17 protein-coding genes are annotated in these 18,957 nt (G+C 74.1%); 12 read left to right on the top strand and 5 right to left on the bottom strand.

Annotated features, from left to right (window positions below):
* Positions 1-49: 49 nt before the first annotated feature.
* The 4 genes from F1544_RS26310 to F1544_RS10680 all read left to right on the top strand — a co-directional run bounded on the left by F1544_RS26310 (position 50) and on the right by F1544_RS10680 (position 4,510).
* Positions 50-1,432 carry a sensor histidine kinase gene (locus F1544_RS26310; protein ID WP_167585087.1) on the top strand — a complete coding sequence of 461 codons (1,383 nt, stop codon included), beginning with the start codon at positions 50-52 and terminating at the stop codon, positions 1,430-1,432.
* A 31-nt stretch (positions 1,433-1,463) separates the two neighbouring features.
* Positions 1,464-2,180, top strand: a complete 717-nt coding sequence (locus F1544_RS10690) for a response regulator (RefSeq protein WP_167585085.1) — start codon at positions 1,464-1,466, stop codon at positions 2,178-2,180.
* Positions 2,177-2,782: a YdeI/OmpD-associated family protein gene (locus F1544_RS10685; RefSeq protein ID WP_167585083.1), complete on the top strand. Its 606-nt coding sequence runs from the start codon at positions 2,177-2,179 to the stop codon at positions 2,780-2,782. Before F1544_RS10690 ends, F1544_RS10685 begins: the two co-directional genes overlap by 4 nt.
* Before the next feature lie 279 nt (positions 2,783-3,061).
* Positions 3,062-4,510, top strand: coding sequence for an HNH endonuclease signature motif containing protein (locus F1544_RS10680; RefSeq protein ID WP_167585081.1), 1,449 nt, complete (start codon positions 3,062-3,064; stop codon positions 4,508-4,510).
* A gap of 102 nt (positions 4,511-4,612) precedes the next feature.
* Here F1544_RS10680 and F1544_RS10675 read toward each other — a convergent pair whose 3' ends face one another.
* Positions 4,613-6,586 carry an anthranilate synthase family protein gene (locus tag F1544_RS10675; protein WP_167585079.1) on the bottom strand — a complete coding sequence of 658 codons (1,974 nt, stop codon included), beginning with the start codon at positions 6,584-6,586 and terminating at the stop codon, positions 4,613-4,615.
* Between the two features lie 220 nt (positions 6,587-6,806).
* On the opposite strand from F1544_RS10675, the gene F1544_RS10670 reads away from it, so the two are divergent.
* Together F1544_RS10670 and F1544_RS25835 are read left to right on the top strand one after the other, a co-directional pair.
* Positions 6,807-8,231, top strand: a complete 1,425-nt coding sequence (locus F1544_RS10670) for a glucose-6-phosphate dehydrogenase (RefSeq protein WP_308469998.1) — start codon at positions 6,807-6,809, stop codon at positions 8,229-8,231.
* Entirely contained in the window at positions 8,228-8,743 is a 516-nt protein-coding gene (locus tag F1544_RS25835) for a GNAT family N-acetyltransferase (protein ID WP_167585077.1), read from the top strand. The genes F1544_RS10670 and F1544_RS25835 overlap by 4 nt, the downstream gene beginning before the upstream one ends.
* A 27-nt stretch (positions 8,744-8,770) precedes the next feature.
* On the opposite strand, the gene F1544_RS10660 is transcribed toward F1544_RS25835, so the two are convergent.
* Complete coding sequence (locus F1544_RS10660) at positions 8,771-9,436, bottom strand: SemiSWEET family transporter (RefSeq protein ID WP_167585075.1); 666 nt, start codon at positions 9,434-9,436, stop codon at positions 8,771-8,773.
* Positions 9,437-9,551: 115 nt separating this feature from the next.
* On the opposite strand from F1544_RS10660, the gene F1544_RS10655 reads away from it, so the two are divergent.
* The 4 genes from F1544_RS10655 to F1544_RS10640 all read left to right on the top strand — a co-directional run bounded on the left by F1544_RS10655 (position 9,552) and on the right by F1544_RS10640 (position 11,571).
* Positions 9,552-9,782, top strand: a complete 231-nt coding sequence (locus F1544_RS10655; RefSeq protein ID WP_167585073.1) for a FitA-like ribbon-helix-helix domain-containing protein — start codon at positions 9,552-9,554, stop codon at positions 9,780-9,782.
* A complete protein-coding gene (locus tag F1544_RS10650) occupies positions 9,769-10,161 on the top strand; it encodes a type II toxin-antitoxin system VapC family toxin (RefSeq protein ID WP_167585071.1) in 393 nt (130 codons plus the stop codon). The genes F1544_RS10655 and F1544_RS10650 overlap by 14 nt, the downstream gene beginning before the upstream one ends.
* Positions 10,162-10,282: 121 nt before the next feature.
* Positions 10,283-10,678, top strand: coding sequence for a DUF2200 domain-containing protein (locus F1544_RS10645; RefSeq protein WP_167585069.1), 396 nt, complete (start codon positions 10,283-10,285; stop codon positions 10,676-10,678).
* Positions 10,675-11,571, top strand: coding sequence for a universal stress protein (locus tag F1544_RS10640; protein WP_167585067.1), 897 nt, complete (start codon positions 10,675-10,677; stop codon positions 11,569-11,571). Before F1544_RS10645 ends, F1544_RS10640 begins: the two co-directional genes overlap by 4 nt.
* Before the next feature lie 22 nt (positions 11,572-11,593).
* On the opposite strand, the gene F1544_RS10635 is transcribed toward F1544_RS10640, so the two are convergent.
* From F1544_RS10635 to rhaI, 3 genes are read right to left on the bottom strand one after another with little or no spacing between them, the layout of a single operon-like run.
* Complete coding sequence (locus tag F1544_RS10635; RefSeq protein ID WP_167585065.1) at positions 11,594-13,054, bottom strand: rhamnulokinase; 1,461 nt, start codon at positions 13,052-13,054, stop codon at positions 11,594-11,596.
* Positions 13,055-13,073: 19 nt separating this feature from the next.
* Positions 13,074-15,131 (bottom strand): bifunctional aldolase/short-chain dehydrogenase, encoded by a 2,058-nt coding sequence (locus F1544_RS10630; protein WP_167585063.1) that lies wholly within the window; start codon positions 15,129-15,131, stop codon positions 13,074-13,076.
* On the bottom strand, positions 15,131-16,297 hold the full coding sequence (rhaI, locus tag F1544_RS10625) for an L-rhamnose isomerase (protein ID WP_167585061.1): 1,167 nt from the start codon (positions 16,295-16,297) through the stop codon (positions 15,131-15,133). The genes F1544_RS10630 and rhaI overlap by 1 nt, the downstream gene beginning before the upstream one ends.
* A 291-nt stretch (positions 16,298-16,588) precedes the next feature.
* On the opposite strand from rhaI, the gene F1544_RS10620 reads away from it, so the two are divergent.
* Positions 16,589-17,923, top strand: a complete 1,335-nt coding sequence (locus F1544_RS10620; protein WP_167585059.1) for an ABC transporter substrate-binding protein — start codon at positions 16,589-16,591, stop codon at positions 17,921-17,923.
* 79 nt (positions 17,924-18,002) lie between these two features.
* Positions 18,003-18,908, top strand: coding sequence for a carbohydrate ABC transporter permease (locus F1544_RS10615; RefSeq protein ID WP_167585058.1), 906 nt, complete (start codon positions 18,003-18,005; stop codon positions 18,906-18,908).
* Positions 18,909-18,957 lie beyond the last annotated feature (49 nt).

Here is an 18,957-nt window from a genome sequence, read left to right as displayed (position 1 = left end):
CGTCGCACTCCCGGAGGTCACGGGGGCGGCACGGCGGAGGGGGACGGACGTGGCTGGGCGGTCGACCTTCACGACGCTGCCGCGCCGCCGCTCGCCCGAGGCGCGCGCGGCCCGGGCCCGCGAGCGCGCGCTGCGCCCGAGCACGGCCGAGCGGCTGCACGACTGGCGCGCCGCGCGGGCCGAGAACCGCGAGCTGCTGCGTGCGCGCCGCGAGGCGTTCCTGGCCACCCTCTTCCCGTGGCCGGTCCCGATCGGCCTGGCCATCGTCCTGCTCTGCGTCGGCGTGCCCGTGACCGGTGAGCTGTACGAGGTCCCGCTCGCGCTGTCCTTCGTGCTGACGACGCTGCAGGTGGTGTCGATCCCGCTCGCGGTGCGGCGGCCGTCGGTGGCCGTGGGCCTGCTGCTCGCCACGTCCGTGCTGCTGCCGGTCGTGTCGGCGCCGGGGGAGTGGCCGTGGCCGTGGTCGGTGACCAGCCTGCTCGCGTCCTGCTCGGTCATCGCCGTGCTGGGGCTGCGGGGGTTCGGCCGGCTCGGGTTGTTCACGTGGTGGTCGAGCATCCTGCTGTCCATCGGCGTCGCCGAGTTCATGGGCCCGCACGTCGGCAGCCGCGGGGCCGCGAGCCACGGCGCCGACCTGGTGGTCTACAGCTCGAACTCCGCGCTGGTGCTCGTGCTGTCCGTGGCGATCGGGGCCCGCATCACCACGCGCATGCAGCTCGCGGCGTACCGCCGGGCGACCGAGCTGGAGCAGTCGCGCCGGGTCGTGGTCGAGGAGCGCAACCGCATCGCCCGGGAGCTGCACGACGTGGTGGCCCACAGCATGTCCGTGGTCCAGGTGCAGGCCACGACGGCCACCTACCGGATCCCCGGTCTCGACGACACGGTGCGCGCCGAGTTCGACGACATCGCCGCGCAGGCCCGCACGGCGCTGCGGGAGATGCGGACGCTGCTCGGGGTGCTGCGCGAGGAGTCCGGGACGTCGCCGCTGACGCCGCAGCCGGGGCTCGCCGACGTCGAGGGGCTGGCCGCCGGGGCCCGCCGCGCCGGCTGCGTCGTCGACGTCGAGGTGGCGGAGGCGCTGCGCCGCACCGAGCTGCCGTCCTCGGTGGGCCTCGTGGTGCACCGCATCGTGCAGGAGGCGCTCGCCAACGTGGTGCGGCACGCGCACGGCGCCCACGTGGACGTCCGGCTGCACCTGCTGGGGGAGGCGGGGCGGCGCCGCGTCGTCGTCTCGGTCCGCAACGGCCCCCCGGCCGCGGGCAGCGGCGAGACGGTGGGTGAGCTCGACGACGGCGGCCACGGGCTGGTCGGCATGCGGGAGCGGGCGGTCCTGCTCGGCGGGTCCGTGGCGTGCGGCCCCACCGACGACGGAGGTTTCTCGGTGCTGGCGGAGATCCCGCTGCACCCGCACGAGCGAGGGGGCGGGTCGTGAGCGACCGGGTCGTCGGGGAGCGGTGGACGCCGTGAGCATCAGGGCCGTCGTGGTGGACGACCAGGCGATGATCCGGGCCGGGTTCGGGGCGCTGCTCGCCGCGCAGCCCGACGTCGAGGTCGTGGGCGAGGCCGCCGACGGGGCGCAGGCTGTGGAGGTCGTGCGGGCCACGCGGCCCGACGTCGTCCTCATGGACGTGCGGATGCCCGTGCTCGACGGGCTGGAGGCGACCCGCCGCATCCTCGCCGACTTCCCCGACGAGGTGGAGGGCGAGGCGTCCGGGGACGGTCGCGGGGGCGCGGAGCGGCCCCGGATCCTCATCCTCACGACGTTCGACATCGACGACTACGTCTTTGAGGCGCTGCGGGCCGGCGCGAGCGGGTTCCTGCTCAAGGACGCGACGCCGCAGGCCCTGCTGGACGCGGTCCGCGCCGTCGCGGCCGGGGACTCGCTGCTGGCCCCGGGGATCACCCGGCGCCTCATCGAGCACTTCGTCTCGACGCGGGCCCGGCCCCCTGCGGAACCCTCCCGGCTCGCCGACCTCACGCCCCGCGAGCGCGAGGTGTTCGTGCTGATCGCGCGGGGGCTGTCGAACCAGGAGATCGCGGGCGAGCTGTTCATCGCCGAGCAGACGACGAAGACCCACGTCAGCCGGATCCTCACCAAGCTCGGCCTGCGCGACCGGGTGCAGGCCGTCGTCCTCGGCTACGAGACGGGCCTGGTGACGCCGGGGCAGGAGCCGACGTGAGCCCGGCCGAGCTGGCGGAGCTCGTGGTCGCCGACGCGCAGGCGTTGCGGCACTGGCTGGCCGAGCACCACGCCACGTCACCCGGGGTGTGGCTGGCGCTCACCCGCAAGGGCGGCACCACGACCACGCTGACGTGGCAGCAGGCCGTGGACGAGGGGCTGTGCTTCGGGTGGATCGACGGGCAGGGCCGCAAGCGCGATGAGGAGACGTCGTCGATCCGGTTCACCCCGCGGGGACGGCGGAGCTCCTGGTCGCAGCGCAACGTCGCGAACGTGGCCCGGCTGGAGGCGGCGGGCCTCATGCGCCCCGCCGGCCTGGCCGCGGTGGAGGCCGCCCGGGCGGACGGCCGGTGGGCCGCGGCGTACGCGCCGCCGTCGGAGTCCGAGGTCCCGGCGGACTTCGCGGCCGCGATCGCCGCCGACCCGGCGGCCCAGGCGATGTTCGACGTGCTGACGAAGACGAACCGGTTCGCGCTGGTCCACCGCGTCGGCGCCGTGAAGAGGGCCGAGACCCGGGAGCGCAAGATCGCCGGTTTCGTGGCGATGCTCGCCCGCGGCGAGACGATCTACCCGCAGAAGGCGACGCGCCCCACCACGGAGTGAGCCGGCTGCCACGCGGCGCCCGCGGTGGTGTTGTCGGTCGCCGGACGGGAGGCGCTTCGGGGTCCGCTGCTCGAGGCCCCTTGGTTCGAGTCGCGGTCCCGACTACCGCCTCTGACGGTGGCCGTCCGCCGGGTGCCTCAGCTGCCTGCGTCGGACCCGCCTCCTCGGCGTCGTCGACAGGACGAGTCTCCACGATGGGACAGCCACGCCCTGTTGTGGAACCGTTGCAGCACAGAGGGTTCGCTATCGTTCGAACACACGTTCGAGTAGGATGCGAACATGACGTGGACCGATGGGCAGCCGCTGGAGCAGTCGCTCGCAGCGCTGCGGTCGGCGCTGTCGGAGGTGCTGGAGAGCACGGCCTCGACCTTCTCGGTGACCTCTGCGCAGGACGCGGTGACCTCCTTCCTGAGGGTGCGGCACCAGGCAGACGCGGCCTACCTGCACCTCTTGCGAGTCCTGGGCGAGGTCGGGTCTCCCTCGTCGGAGGTGGCGACCTTCCTGGCGTGCGCCCCGAACCGACTGCCGCGCGGTCAGGCCCGGCGTGATGTGGAGGCCGCGAAGGTCACGGATCCGTCGGTGACCTGGGACGGGCGGATCGGTGGGGTCGACGGGGACCGAGGCGCGTTGCAGCACCTCGGTGACGCCCTCGCCGCGGGCGAGGCTTCACGCGCCCACCTGGACGTCGCCGTCACCGCCCTCGGTCGGATCCCGACCACCACCCGGCGGGGGATGACAACCCTGACCGATGTGGTCACAGGTGAAGTCGTGGAGCACCGCACCGCAGAACTCCTGGACGCCCACCTCACCCGCAACGCCGCGAGGTACAGCCCGGGTGTGGCCGCCCATTTGGCGCGCGAGCTGGTCCTCACGATCGATCCCGACCACGAGGACCGGGCCTTCCACGACCCCGACGCAGCCAGCCGACGCGGACTCGTGTTCGGCTCACTCAGCGACGGCACGTGCCGGGTCACGGTGGACCTGGACGAGACGGCGACCGTGATCGTGAGGCAGGCGCTCAACGCTGCATCGGCTCCTCTGCCGGCACAGGTCACCGAAGACGGTGAACGGGTGCGCGACCCCCGCTCGAAGCGGCAACGCGACGCCGACGCCTTCGTCACCCTCGTGCAGCGCGGCGCGGCCGTCTCGGAGCCGGCCTTGGCCGAGACCGCACGGGTCTCGGTGGTCGCGACGGTGGCGGACGTGCAGGCGGCAGTGCAACACCGCACGGCACACACCAGCGGCGCTGCAGAGGGTTTCGGGCCGGTCTCCACCGCGACCCTGGGCTACCTGGTCTGCGATGCGACGTTCCAGCGCGTTCTGACGGCTCCTGCCGGTGCAGTCCTGGACCTCGGTCGCAGCACCCGTCTGGCCACGCGAAGCCAGCGGACCGCCCTCGCGGTCCGTGATGGTGGTTGCGCTGCTCCGGGCTGCACGACCGCCCCGTGGGCGTGCGAAGCGCACCACTTCCCCGCGTGGGAGGACGGCGGCACGAGCGACCTCGACACGATGGTCCTGCTGTGCCCGACGCACCACCGCAGCTGGCACGCCCGCCACCTGGAGGTTCGGCTCCGTCCGGATCGCACCGTCGAAGCTCGCTGGATCCACCGCGACCCTCGGTGGCCGGAGAACCCCGTACCGCAGCCCTGGGTTCACAACACCTATCCGGCGGATCGTCGACTCACCCGAGAGCTGGCCACGGCCCTGCGCGCCGGAGATCCCGCGTAGCCACGTCCGGACGTGGACGGTGGTCGCGCTGGAGCGGCGCGAGTCCCGCTGCCGGTCGTGGACGCCGCCCGCGCGCGGGGGCGTTCACGACCGTTCCGTCGTTTACCGCGTCAGCAGCGGTTCCACGACGCGGCGCAGGACCTCCGGGCCCTCCAGGGTGAGGACGGACTCGGGGTGGAACTGGATGCCCGCGAAACCCGGGCCGCGCACGGCGACGACCTCGCCGGCCGGGCCCTCGCTCACCTCGACGCCGCGCTCGCGCAGGTCCGCGACGCTGCCTGCGTCGACGCGCGCGGTGAAGGAGTTGTAGAACCCCACGGTGGCCGGTCGGCCGAACACGTCGACCTCCAGCTGCGTCCCCTGGTGCGGGGCGTCCTTGCGGCGCAGCGGGAGTCCGAGCGTCCCGGAGAGCAGCTGGTGACCCAGGCACAGCCCGAGGACGGGGTTGCCGCCCGACTGCGCCGCCGCGGCGAGCTGCTGCGCGAGACCCTGCAGGCGGGCGATCCGCGGGTCGGAGGCGTCCTCGGGGTCACCGGGCCCGGGGCCGAGCACGACCAGGCCGCGGTGCGCGGCGATCTCCGCGTCCAGCGCCGGGTCGTCGTAGCGCACGACGCGGGCGCGCAGGCCGGCGGAGGCCAGCAGGTGCACGAGCATCGACGTGAACGTGTCCTCGGCGTCGACGACGAGCGCGTCGCCCAGGGCGCTGCCGGCCGTCTGCGCCTGCGGTTCCAGCCAGAACCGCGCGAGCCGGTCGCGGCGGGAGGCGAGCAGGCCGGCGACCCGCGGGTCCGCGGCGAGCGGCACCCGGCGCGCCGGGGCCCCCGAGGCGTCGGTCGCGCGCTGCAGCGGCGGCAGGGCCCCGAGCGCGCGCAGGACGCCCGCGGACTTGGCGTGCGTCTCCGCGACCTCCCCCTCGGGGGTGGAGCCGCGCACCAGCGTGGCGCCCACGGAGACGCGGACGCGGCCGGTGCCGTCGGCGTCGGGCCGGACGTCGGCCGTGCGGATGAGGATGGGGGAGTCGAGCGTCTGCGCGCCGTCGGCGTCGCGGCCCAGCAGCGCCAGCGCCCCGGCGTAGTAGCCGCGCCCCGAGGGCTCGAAGCGGCGGATCACCCGGCAGGCGCTCTGCAGCGGGCTGCCCGTCACGGTGGCCGCGAACATGGTCTGGCGCAGCACCTCCCGGGAGTCCAGGGTGCTCTGGCCGCGGATCTCGAACTCGGTGTGGGCGAGGTTCGCCATCTCCCGCAGGTACGGACCGTGGACGGTGCCGCCGAGGTCGCCGACGGAGCACATCATCTTGAGCTCCTCGTCGACCACCATGAACAGCTCCTCGACCTCCTTGGGGTCGGTGAGGAACTCCACGATGCCGTCGGCGTCCGGGCCGGTCGCGGGGTAGCGGTAGGTGCCGCTGATCGGGTTCATGACGACCTCGCCGCGGGCCATCCGGACGTGGACCTCGGGGCTGGCGCCGACCAGGGTGCGCCCCGCGCTGCCGTCGGCCTGGCGGCCGGTGTGCACGACGAACGTCCAGTAGGCGCCCTGCTCGGCGACCAGGAGGCGGCGGAACAGGCTGAGCGCGGTGGCGGGGGAGAACCCGTCGATGACGGCGTCGACGTCGCGGCGGATGACGAAGTTGGCCCCGGAGCCCTCGGCGATCTCCGAGGCGATGATGCGGCGGACCACGTCGGCGTAGGCGTCGTCGTCGAGGTCGGGCGCGACGTCGCGCAGCCGCACCTCCTCGTCGGGCAGCGCCCGCAGCGCGTCCTCCACGGCCAGCTCCTCCGCCTGCTCCACCTGGAGCACGAGCAGGGGGGTGCCGTCGTCGTGGACCTCGAAGCCGCGCTCGCGGATCTGCCGGAAGGGCACCAGGGCCAGGGCGTCGCGGCGGCCGCCGGCGACGGCCCCGGTGGGCAGCGGGACGTCCGCGAGGTGCTCGACCTCGATGACCGGCCCGGTGAGGACCTCGACGGGGCCGGGGGAGCCCGTGCGCGGGTCGAGGCGCCGCAGCAGCGCGAAGGGGCGCTCGGGCGCGGCGAGCAGGCCGGCGACGAGCGCTTCGGCGGGGGGCGTGCTGGTCAAGGGGTTCTCCTCGGCGGGTTCGGCGTGACCGGTCGTCGAGGAGGGTCCAGGTGGCCTCCGCGACGAGGCGGGCACCTGGGACGGGTGAGCGTCAGGCGACCGCCGACACCCACCACCACGCACCGCGGGACCCGCGCGGGGCGGGGGCGGCGGAGCGGGCGGTGTTCACGGGCAGCACCCTACCCGGCAGCACGCGGGCGGGGGCAATACCGTTCGGGGTGTGACCGCGACGCCGCAGACCCCGGACCAGTCCCCGCCGACGATCTTCGTCATGTACGGAGCCACGGGGGACCTCGCCCGCAGGCTCGTCCTGCCCGCCTTCTTCGACCTGGCCCGCCAGGGGCTGCTGCCCGAGCGGTGGCTCATCGTCGGCAACGGCCGCGGTGACAAGTCGCACGAGGACTTCAAGACCCACGTGCGCGAGGCGCTGGAGGAGTTCGGCCCCCAGCCGTCCGACGGGCCGTGGGAGGAGTTCTCGCAGAACCTCCGCTTCGCCGGCGGCGGCTTCGAGTCCGCCGACCCGGGCAGCCTCCTCGACGTCCTGGGCGAGGCCCGCGGCGAGCTCGGCACCGACGTCCAGCTGGTGCACTACCTGGCCATCCCGCCGGGGGCCTTCCTGGACCTGACGAAGGCCCTGGACACCCACGGCCTCGTCGAGGGCTCGCGCGTCGTCTACGAGAAGCCCTACGGGACGTCGCTGGCCTCCTTCGAGGAGCTCGACGCCGAGGTGCAGCGCGTCTTCGACGAGGCGCAGGTCTACCGGATCGACCACTTCCTGGCCTTCGAGGCCGTGCAGAACATCGTGCACGCGCGCTTCGCCAACCCGTGGCTGAGCGCGATCTGGAACGCCGAGCACGTCTCCGCGGTGCAGATCGACATCGCCGAGACCCTGGACGTCGCCCAGCGCGCGTCGTTCTACGACGCCACGGGCGCCTTCCTCGACATGATCGTCACCCACCTGTTCCAGATGGCGGCGACCGTCGCGCTGCACCCGCCGGCCGACCTCAGCGCCGGTGCGCTGCAGGAGGCCCGCGACGCCGCCCTCACCCGGTTCCGCGCCCTGGACCCGCACGAGGTCGTGCTCGGGCAGTTCGAGGGGTACACCGACATCGACGGCGTCCCGGACGACTCGGTCACCGACACCCTCGCCGCGTGCCGGCTGTGGATCGACGACGACGCCTGGGCCGGCGTCCCCTTCCTCCTGCGCTCGGGCAAGAAGATGGCCGCCGACGAGCAGCGCATCACCCTGGTGCTCAAGCCCCCGGTCGACGGCCCGTACGCGGGCGAGCAGGTCGCCGGCCGGCCCACGAGCGTGAGCTTCTCCCTGCTCGAGGGCGGCGCGATCGACGTCGCCGTCACCGTCCGCACCCCCGGCGTCGAAGGCGGTCTCTCGCAGGCGACCACGACGCTGCCGCTGGACGGCATCGACGGCCGGCACGCCTCGCTGCCCTACGTGCACCTCATCCACCACGTGCTGTCGGGCGACCGCTCGCTGTTCACGGGCGTCGAGGGGCTGCGCGCGGCGTGGACCGCGATCGAGGACTTCTCGAACCACCGCCCGGCCGTGCTGCCGTACCGCGAGGGGACCTGGGGCCCGGACGACGTCGAGCGCCTCGCCGAGCCCGGGACGTGGTTCCTCGGGTGAGTCCCACCCCGTCGCAGGACGCGACGACCCCGGCGGGTGCGCCCGCCGGGGTCGTGGTGCGTCCGGCCGTCGCGGCGGACGCGGGGGAGGTGCTCACGGTGCAGCGCGCCGCGTTCGTCGCCGAGGCGCAGCGCTACGGCGACCCGTCGCTGCCGCCGCTGCGGGAGGACCTGGCCGCGGTCCGGGCCGCGATCGCCGCGGACGACGTCGTGTGCCTCGTGGCCGTGCGCGGCCCCCGGCTGGTGGGGGCTGTGCGGCTGCGGGTCGACGGGGCGCTCGGCCACGTCGGGCGCCTCGCGGTGGCGCCCGACCAGGAGCGGCAGGGCATCGGCACGCGCCTGCTCGCCGCCGTGGAGTCCGCTGCGCCGCAGGCGGTCACCGAGTTCCGGCTGTTCACCGGGGGCGACAGCGACGCGAACGTCGCGCGCTACGAGCGGGCCGGCTACGTCCGCACGGGCACCAGCGTCGACGACCGCGGCGTGCCGCTGGCGCACCTCGCCAAGCAGCGCTGAGGGTGCAGCCGGCCCAGGGGGTGGGGCTCAGGCCGCGAGCATCATCACCGGGCGGACCAGCAGGCGGCCCGGGACGCCCCAGCGGCCGTGGTGCAGGGCGCGGACCACGGCGCGGGGCGGGCAGCGGCGCGACAGCACGACGCCCGCCAGCACGACGGACACGAGCGAGCACACGACGACGGACACCTGGCCGGTGGCCAGGCCGTAGACGGTCCAGGTCGTGGCGGACACCTGGGTGAGGAAGAACGTGGCCGGCGCGAGACCCGTGAGGGGTTCGCGGCGCAGCACGGTGCGCACCTGGGGCAGCATCTTCACCAGCGACACGACGGTCGCGGCCATCCCGACGACCGCCGGGCCGCCGAGCACCGCGGCGGCCGCGACGACGAGCGCCCAGGCGGCGCAGGCCTGCCAGGTGCGCGCGAGCCGCAGCCCGAGGCGCCGCGCCGACAGCACCGCGGTCACCACGGCGCACGTCACGCCGGGGACGTTGGCGAGCAGCTGCGCCGGGTCGAGCAGCATCACGCCGTAGGTCAGCCAGGTGGCGGACGACAGCACGCCCAGCACGGCCGAGGAGTAGGACAGGCCGCTCGCGTCCGGTGTGCGCACCAGGCGCACCACCTGCGGGAGGCCGGTGAGGATGCCGAGCGCGGCGGCGACGAGGCCGAGGAAGGAGATCAAGGAGAGAACGGGCACGTGCCTGTGTCTCGTCGGCCGCGAGGGGGGTCCTTGAGCCTCGGCCCGCTGGTGTGGCCCGGGTCACACGCCACCACAGTGTTGCTCACCGGCAGTCATGGCGCCGAATGGCGCCATGCCGAGCGTTCAGATCAAGGACGTCCCCGTCGAGACGCACGCCGTCCTCCGCCACCGCGCTGCTCTCGCCCACCAGTCCTTGCAGGAGTACCTCCTCGCCAGGCTCGTCGAGGAGGCCGGCACCCCCACCCTCGACGAGGTGCTCGAACGAGCGGGCGGACGAGCCGGTGGCAGCCTGTCCTTCCGGGACGCGGTGCAGGCGGTGCACGACGACCGTGATCGTCGTTGACGCCAGCGTCCTCGCCCCCGCCCTCGCTGACGACGGCGGCGACGGCGACCGGGCCCGGGACCGCCTGCGGGGAGAGGTCCTGACGGCACCCGGGGTGATCGACCTGGAGGTGGCCTCGGTCCTGCGTCGCGCCGCGCTCGGGGGTCGCCTGCCCGAGCGCCGCGCCGCGCTGGCGCTGGGCGACCTCGTCGACCTGCCCCTGCGCCGCGTCGCCCACCGCCCCCTGCTGCACCGCTGCTGGGAGCTGCACCACACGGTCACGAGCTGCGACGCCGCCTACGTCGCGCTGGCCGAGCTGCTGGGCGTCGTCCTGGTCACCGCCGACGCCCGGCTGTCCCGTGCGCCGGGCTCCACCTGCGAGGTGGAGGTCCTGGGCTGAACGTCGGGGTCACTGCTCCGGGCGGGTCCAGCGGATCACCCCGAGCCGTCGCGGGTCCGGCAGCGCTAACCTCGCGGCGAGGTCGACCGAGCGTCGGCGCGCGACGTCCTGGGGAGTCACCGTGAGCCACCGCATCTTCGGGGTCAGCCTCGCCAGCATCTACCCGCACTACGTGGCGAAGGTGGAGCGCAAGGGCCGGGCGAAGGAGGACGTCGACCGGGTCGTCTGCTGGCTGACCGGCTACGACGCAGCGGGTCTCGACGCCGTCCTCGCGGCCGGGACCGACCTGGAGACCTTCTTCGCCGAGGCCCCGGGCCTCAACCCCCACGCCGCGGAGATCACCGGGCTGATCTGCGGCATCCGGGTCGAGGAGATCGAGGACCCGCTCATGCAGCGGATCCGGTGGATGGACAAGCTGGTCGACGAGGTGGCCCGGGGGAAGAAGATGACGTCCGTCCTGCGGGGCAGCACCGCACCGGCCGGCAGCAGCGCCGCCGGTGACGCGGGAGCGCGGTGACGGTCCTCGCCGCGTACCTGCCCGAGAAGGGCGGCCGGGCGACGCTGCAGCTCGGCGCCGTCCTGGCCCGCGGGCTCGGCGTGAAGCTCGCCGTGGCCACGGTCGTCCCGAAGCCGTGGGACACCGACGCCTCACCCCGCCCCGACGAGGGGTTCCGGTCCTGGTCGCAGCAGCTGGCGACCACGGCCGCCGACTCCGCGCGCGCGCACCTGGCGCAGGTCGCGCCGGACGTGGGCGTCGAGGTGCACCACCGCGTGGGCCGCTCGGTCTCGGCCGCGCTGGTGGACCTCGCCGCCGACCTGGGCGCGGCCACCCTCGTCCTCGGCTCCTCCGCCGACGGCCAGCTCGGGCAGGTCGTCGTCGGCTCGACCGCCGACCGGCTGCTGCACTCCTCACCCGTGCCGCTGGCCCTGGCCCCGCGGGGCTACCGCGAACCGGCCGCGCTGCCCGGGGGAGGGGGCTCGCGCCTCGGGCGCGTCACGTTCGCCGCCTCGGGGCGCCGCGACGCCGACGGGGTCGTCCGGGCGCAGGCGCTCGCCGCCGGGCTGCGGGTGCCGCTGCGCGTCGTCTCGCTCGCCGTGCGCGGGCGCACCACCGTCCCCGCGGCCAACGGCCCGGGCGCCGAGGACGAGGTGCTGGCGGCGTGGAGCGACCAGGCCCGCGCGGGCCTGGAGTCGTTGCGCGCCGCGGGGGTCCTGGGCGCCGACGTCCCCGCCGAGGTGGTGGCGGGGCGCGGCTGGCGGGAGGCCGTGGACGCCGTGGAGTGGGTGCCCGGCGACCTGCTGGTCGTCGGCACCCGGCCCGCGGGCCCGGTCGCGCGCGTGTTCCTGGGGTCGCGGGCCACGAAGATCCTGCGGCACTCCCCGGTCCCCGTGGTCGTGCTGCCCGGCTGAGACCGGCGGGGCCGGGGGCGGCTCAGCGGGCGAGGACCGTCCCGGGCAGGTGCCGGACGGGTTCCGTGGTGTCGCGGACGAGCGCCCGCAGCTCCTCCAGCGACCCGGTGAGGTCGCCGTGCGCCCGGGCCTGGACCAGGACGTTGCCCAGCGCCGTGGCCTCCACGGGACCCGCGACGACGGGCAGCCCGCACGCGTCGGCGGTGAGCCGGCACAGCAGCTCGTTGCGGGCGCCGCCGCCGACGAGGTGGACGACGTCCACGTCGTGCCCCGACAGCCGCACGGCGTCGGCCACCGCGCGCGCGAACGCCTCCGCGAGGCTCTCCAGGACGCAGCGCACCACCTCCGCCGGCTCCTGCGGGGGACGGGCGCCGGTCTCGGCGGCCGCGGCGCGCACGCGGGCAACCATCGGGCCGGGCGGCAGGAAGCGCGGGTCGTCGATGTCCACGACGGGCCCGCCGGTCGGCACCGCGGCCGCGGCCGCCAGGAGCGCCGCGAGGTCCTGCGGCCCCTCCGCGCTCGTCCACTCCGCGACGCACTGCTGCAGCACCCACAGGCCCATGACGTTGCGCAGGTAGCGGATCCGCCCGTCGACGCCGCGCTCGTTGGTGAAGTTCGCGGCGAAGGAGTCCGCGGTCAGCACCGGGTCGGCGAGCTCCACGCCGACCAGACCCCAGGTGCCGCAGGCGATGTAGGCGAAGCGCTCGTCGCGGGCCGGGACGGCCACGACGGCCGAGGCGGTGTCGTGCGAGCCGACCGCGACGAGCTGCAGCCCCGCGGGCAACCCCGTCTCCGCGAGGACGTCGGGACGCAGCCCGCCCAGCACGGTGCCCGGGTCGTGGACCGGCGGCAGCAGGGAGGCGGGGACCCCCGCCAGCGCCACGAGGTCGTCGGCCCACCGGCCCGTGCGCACGTCGGCGAGGCCGGTGGTGGAGGCGTTGGTGGCCTCCGCCCCCTGGACCCCCGACAGCCAGAACCCCAGCAGGTCCGGGATCAGCAGCAGCCGGTCCGCGACGCCGAGCAGCGGCCCCCGCCCCTCGGCGATCAGCTGGTACACGGTCGTGAACGGCAGGTGCTGCAGCCCGTTGCGGCGGTACAGCTCCGCGGCGGGCATCCGCGCGAACACCGTCTCGGCGACCCCGTCGGTGCGCGGGTCGCGGTAGTGCCGCGGTGTGCCGAGCAGGCTGCCGTCGGCGGCCAGCAGGCCGTAGTCGACGGCCCAGGTGTCCACGCCCACCGAGACCGCGGCGGCGCCCCGCGGGTGCCGGGCCACGGCGCCGAGGCCCGCGAGGACCTCGCGCCACAGCCCGACGGCGTCGGTGTGCAGCCGGCCGGCGACGGGCACCGCCCCGTTGGGGAAGCGGTGCACCTCCTCCAGCGCCAGGTGACGCCCCGAGGAGCTGCCGGACCCGGCCTGGGCGGCCGATCCGAGCATCACCCGGCCGCTGGAGGCGCCGAGGTCGACCGCGACGTGGACGGACATGTCGTCCCCCGCCCGCGCGCTAGCGCAGGAACGCGGCGGCGACGCCCGCGTCCACGGGGATGTGCAGGCCGGTCGTGTGCGAGAGCTCCCCGGCCGTCAGCACGACGACCGCGTTCGCGACGTGCTCGGGCAGCACCTCGCGCTTGAGCAGGGTCCGCTGCGCGTAGTACGCGCCGAGCTCCTCCTCGGGCACGCCGTACACCTTGGCCCGCTGCGCACCCCAGCCACCGGCGAAGATGCCGGACCCGCGCACGACGCCGTCGGGGTTGATGCCGTTGACCTTGATGCCGTGCCCGCCGAGCTCCGCGGCCAGCAGCCGCACCTGGTGGGCCTGGTCGGCCTTCACCGCGGAGTAGGCGATGTTGTTCGGCCCCGCGAACACGGAGTTCTTCGAAGAGATGTAGACGATGTCCCCGCCCAGGCCCTGCGCGATGAGGACCCGCGCCGCGGCCTGGGAGACGAGGAACGCCCCCTTGGCCATCACGTCGTGCTGCAGGTCCCAGTCCCTCTCCGTGGTCTCCAGCAGCGGCTTGGAGATCGAGAGCCCCGCGTTGTTGACGACCAGGTCGAGGCCGCCGAAGGCGAGCAGGACCTCGTCGACGGCGGCGGCGACCGCGGCGGCGTCGGAGACGTCCGCGGCCACGCCGACCGCGACGTCGGTGCCGCGCGGGCCGGCGATCTCGGCCGCGGCGGCCTGCGCCTTGGCGAGGTCGAGGTCGGCGACGACGACGCAGGCGCCCTCGGCCGCCAGGCGGGTCGCGATGGCCTTGCCGATGCCCGAGGCGGCGCCGGTCACCAGGGCGATGCGGGTGGCCAGCGGCTTCGGCGCCGGCATCCGGGCGAGCTTGGCCTCCTCCAGCGCCCAGTACTCGATGCGGAACTTCTCCGCCTCGTCGATGGGGGCGTAGGTGGAGACGCCCTCGGCGCCGCGCATGACGTTGATGGCGTTGACGTAGAACTCACCGGCGACGCGGGCGGTCTGGCCGTCCTTGCCGTAGGTGAACATCCCGACGCCGGGCACCAGGACGACCAGCGGGTCCGCGCCGCGGATCGCGGGGGAGTTCGGGCTCGCGTGGCGGTCGTAGTAGGCCTGGTAGTCGGCGCGGTAGGCCTCGTGCAGCTCCGCGAGGCGGGCCGTGCACTCCTCGACCGTCGCCGAGGGCGGCAGGTCGAGCAGCAGGGGCTTGACCTTCGTGCGCAGGAAGTGGTCCGGGCAGGACGTGCCCAGGCCCGCGAGGCGGGGGTGCTCGGCGCGGGAGAGGAACTCCAGCACGACCGTGGCGTCGGTGAAGTGCCCGACCTGCGGCTTGTCGTGCGAGGCGATGCCCCGCAGGACCGGCGCGAGGGCCGCGGCCCGGGCCCGCCGCTGCTCCACGGGCAGCGCCTCGTAGCCGGGCAGGACGGGGCCGAACGGCTCGGGGCGCGAGTGCTCCGCGAGGTGCGCCTCGGCCGTCTCGATGATCCAGCGGGAGTTCGCCTCCGCCTCGGCGCTCGTGGCGCCCCAGGCCGTGATGCCGTGCCCGCCGAGGACGCAGCCGACGGCGTCCGGGTTCTCCTGCTGGATCGCGGCGATGTCCAGCCCGAGCTGGAAGCCGGGACGGCGCCACGGCACCCACACGACCCTCGCGCCGTAGACCGTCCGCGTCAGCTCCTCGCCGTCGGCGGCGCAGGCGATCGCGATGCCGGAGTCGGGGTGCAGGTGGTCGACGTGGGCGGTGTCGACGAGGGCGTGCATGGCCGTGTCGATCGACGGGGCCGCACCGCCCTTGCCGTGCAGGCAGTAGTCGAAGGCGGCGACCATCTCGTCCTCGCGCTCCAGCCCCGCGTACACCCCGCGCAGGGCGCGCACGCGGTCCAGGCGCAGGACGGCGAGGCCCTGCTCGGTGAGCGTGCCCAGGTCGCCCCCGGACCCCTTGACCCACAGCAGCTCGACGTCCTCACCCGTCACCGGGTCCGGCGCCGTGCCCTTGGCCGAGGTGTTGCCCCCGGCGTAGTTGGTGAACCGCGGGTCAGAGCCGAGCGCGTGCGAGCGCGCCAGCAGCTCCCCGACCACGGGCCCGCCGACGAGGTCGGCCATCACGCTCCCCAGCCGGCCTGGTGGCCGCCGACGCGGTCGGCGGCGGTCTGCTCCGCGTAGCCCGAGGCGAGGTAGGCCGCCATCGGGTCCGGGGCCAGGCCCATCGACTCGCGCAGCTGCGCCAGCAGCGGGCGCACGTCGGTCGCGTAGGCGTCCATGAGGACGTCGTTGGCGGCCAGCACGTTCCCGGCCCGCTGCGCCTCGCGCAGCGCGTCGCGGTCGACGAGCAGGGCCTTCGCCGTCGCCTGCTGGACGTTGGTCACCGAGCGGATCTGGCCGGGGATCTTCTCCTCGACGTTGTGGCACTGGTCGAGCATGAAGTTCACGCCCGACTCCGGCCGCAGCGCGTCCGAGCGGACGATCTCGTACATGATGCGGAACAGCTGGAACGGGTCCGCCGCCCCCGCCATGAGGTCGTCGTCGGCGTAGAACCGCGAGTTGAAGTCGAAGGCGCCGAGGCGGCCGGCGCGCAGCAGCTGCACGACGATGAACTCGATGTTGGTGCCCGGCGCGTGGTGACCGGTGTCGAGGACGACGTTCGCGCGGTCGCCCAGGGCCATGCAGTGCAGCAGCGAGGTGCCCCAGTCGGGGATGTCGGTGTGGTAGAACGCCGGCTCGAAGAACTTGTACTCCAGCACCATCCGCATGTCCTCGTCGAGCAGCGCGTAGACCTGCTGCAGCGAGTCGGCGAGGCGGTCCTGGCGGTCGCGCAGGTCGTCCTGGCCCGGGTAGTTGGTGCCGTCGGGCAGCCAGAGCTTGAGCTCCTTGGAACCCGTCGCCCGCATGACGTCGACGCACTCGGCGTGGTGCGCGACGGCCTTGGCGCGCACCGCCGGGTCGGCGTGGGTGAGGGAGCCGAACTTGTAGTCGTCGTCCTGGAACAGGTTGGAGTTCACCATCCCGATGGACACCCCGACGTCGGCCGCGTGGGCCGCGAGCTTGCCGTAGTCGTCCACCCGGTCCCACGGCACGTGCAGGGAGACGCGGGGCGCGATGCCGGTGTACCGGTGCACCTGGGCCGCGTCGCTGACCTTCTCGAACGGGTCGCGGGGGGTCCCGGGCGTGCCGAAGACCTTGAACCGGGTCCCGGAGTTGCCGAACGCCCACGAGGGCAGCTCGATCGTCTGCCGGCTCAGGGCCGCCAGCACGGCTTCCTGGGATGTCATCTGGACCTCACTCCGTCGGGGGGACGCTGCGCTCACGGTAGCGACAGGTTGACACGTTTCACAACCGGTCCCGCGAGCCGCCTCCCACGACCCTCGGAGTCGGAAAGCGCCTTCCATACCACGACCGCGCGGGGGAGCAAGGTCACGGTTCGGTGGAGGCGCTTGACGGGTCCGGGACTCGCTCCTACCGTCCTAGCCATCGCCGATTGAAACGTGTCACCACCTCGGCGCCACACCAGCACACCGCCCCGCCGCACCGGCCGGGCGGCCGTCTCGACGAGGAGACTCCCCGTGGCACTCCGACCCACCCGTTCGTGGACCCTCAAGGGCCTCGCCGTCCTCGCCCTCGCGCCGCTGGCGCTGACGGCCTGCAGCGCGGGCAGCCTGGGGTCCTCCGACGCCGGCAACAGCGCCGGCGGCACCACCATCACGTGGCTGACCGGCACCGACGAGGCGGCCCAGGCCACCGCGAAGGCCGTCGTCGCGGCCTTCGAGGACGCCAACCCCGACATCACGGTCAAGCTCGACGCCCGCCCCGCCGGCGCCGACGGCGACAACCTCGTGAAGACCCGGCTGCAGACCGGGACGATGCCCGACGTCTTCGACTACAACTCCGGGTCCCTGTTCCAGCAGATCGCCCCGGCCAACAACCTCGCCCCGCTGACCGGGGACGCGTCCGTGGGTGCCGTCCAGGAGGCCTTCACCCCGCAGGTCTCGGTCGGCAAGGACGTCTACGGCGTCCCCTACGGGACGGCCTTCGGCGGCGGCGTCATGTACAACCGCGCGGTCTTCGACAAGCTCGGGCTGCAGGTGCCGAAGACCTGGGCCGACTTCATGGCGGCCTCCGCGACGATCAAGGCCGCGGGGATCGCCCCGGTCATCCAGACCTACCAGGACACCTGGACGTCGCAGCTGTTCGTGCTCGGCGACTTCCACAACGTCGCGGCCGCCGACCCGCAGTGGGCGGAGAACTACACCGCCAACAAGGCGAAGTACGCGGGGGACCCGAACGCCGTCAAGGGCTTCCAGCACCTGCAGGACGTGCACGACGCCGGCTACGAGAACGCGGACTTCGCCTCCATCAAGCTCGAGGACGGCATGCGCCAGCTGGCCGACGGCACCGGCGCCATGTACCCCATCCTCAGCGCCAACGTCAGCACGCTGCAGTCGATCGCCCCCGACAAGCTGGGCGACATCGGCTTCTTCGCCCTCCCCGGCGACGACGCCGCCACCAACGGCCTCACCGCCTGGTACCCCAACGCGGTCTACGTGCCCAAGACGACCACGGGCGCCAAGCTCGACGCGGCCAAGAAGCTGCTGGGGTTCATCGCCAGCCCGGCGGGCTGCGACGCCCTCACCTCGGCCTCCGCCCCCACCGGCCCCTACCTCGTGGACGGCTGCGAGCTGCCCGCCGACGTGCCCCAGGTGACCAAGGACGTGCAGGCCTACTTCGACGCCGACGCGCAGTCCCCGGCCCTGGAGTTCCTCTCCCCGGTGAAGGGCCCGAACCTCGAGCAGATCACCGTCGAGATCGGCTCCGGCATCCGCCCGGCCGCCGACGGGGCGGCGCTCTACGACCAGGACGTGGAGAAGCAGGCGCAGCAGCTGGGGCTCGAAGGCTGGTGAAGCGGTACGCCCTGAGCACCACGAGGACCCCCGGCCCCTCCGGGCCGGGGGCGGGCCGAGGAGAGGAAGAGGTCTGAGCATGGCGACGACACTGCGCGCGGCCCCACCCGCGCCCGCCCGCCGGCGGCGCGGCCGGAGCCCCTACCCGGGCTGGTTCTACCTGCCCGCGGCCGTCATCTACGGCGTGCTCTTCCTGGTCCCCACGGTCGCGTCGTTCTACTTCGCGCTCACCCGGTGGACCATCTTCTCCTCCGAGTTCATCGGCTTCGACAACTTCGTGCAGTTCTTCCGGGAGCCGGCGCTGACGAAGGGCTTCGTCAACACCTTCATCTACGCGGCGCTGACGTCGGGCGCCAAGGTCGTGCTCGGGCTGGCGCTCGGCATGCTCCTGACCAGCCAGATCCTGGGCCGCGGCTACCTGCGCGCGGTCGTGTTCTTCCCCGTCCTCGTCTCCACGGTCGGGGTCGGCATCACCTTCCAGGTGCTGATGAACCCGAGCAAGGGCGCCATCAACGCGGCCCTGGGGTTCATCGGCATCGACGGGCCGGGCTGGCTGGTCGACCCCTCGATCGCCCTGCTCTCGGTGGCGCTCGTCGACGTCTGGAAGGGCGTCGGCCTGGCGACCCTCATCTACATGGCCGGGATCGTCTCCATCCCCAAGGAGTACTACGAGGCCGCCCGCGTCGACGGCGCCGGCTCGTGGACGCTGTTCCGCAACGTCATCTTCCCGCTGTCCTGGCCGGCCACGTCCACGGTGGTGACGCTGTCCCTCATCGGCGGGCTGCGCTCCTTCGACCTCATCTGGAGCATGACCCGCGGCGGACCGGGGTTCACCTCCGACGTCATCGCCTCCGTCATCTACAAGCAGTACCAGGCCGGGTTCTACGGGCTCTCGACCGCGGGCAACGTGATCCTCTTCATCGCCGTCATCGCCATCGTGCTGCCGCTGACGCGCCTCCTGGCGCGCAAGGAGGTCGAGCTGTGAGCTCCACGGTCACCCCGCCCACCCCCTCCGTCGCCGGGACCGGCCCGGC

The sequence above is a fragment of the Kineococcus rubinsiae genome, from assembly GCF_011839805.1.
GTDB classification, from domain to species: Bacteria; Actinomycetota; Actinomycetes; order Actinomycetales; family Kineococcaceae; genus Kineococcus; species Kineococcus rubinsiae.
Note: the sequence above shows the minus strand (reverse complement) of the source record. Positions and strands in the feature narration are given on the sequence as shown.

What these genes read in the sequence shown, in the direction of transcription:
- F1544_RS10630 (WP_167585063.1), bottom strand. Translation starts at nt 15,131, where the DNA reads ATGGCCGACCTCGTCGGCGGGCCCGTGGTCGGGGAGCTGCTGGCGCGC.
- F1544_RS10635 (WP_167585065.1), bottom strand. Translation starts at nt 13,054, where the DNA reads ATGTCCGTCCACGTCGCGGTCGACCTCGGCGCCTCCAGCGGCCGGGTG.
- F1544_RS10680 (WP_167585081.1), top strand. Translation starts at nt 3,062, where the DNA reads ATGACGTGGACCGATGGGCAGCCGCTGGAGCAGTCGCTCGCAGCGCTG.
- F1544_RS10615 (WP_167585058.1), top strand. Translation starts at nt 18,003, where the DNA reads ATGGCGACGACACTGCGCGCGGCCCCACCCGCGCCCGCCCGCCGGCGG.
- F1544_RS10655 (WP_167585073.1), top strand. Translation starts at nt 9,552, where the DNA reads ATGCCGAGCGTTCAGATCAAGGACGTCCCCGTCGAGACGCACGCCGTC.
- rhaI (WP_167585061.1), bottom strand. Translation starts at nt 16,297, where the DNA reads ATGACATCCCAGGAAGCCGTGCTGGCGGCCCTGAGCCGGCAGACGATC.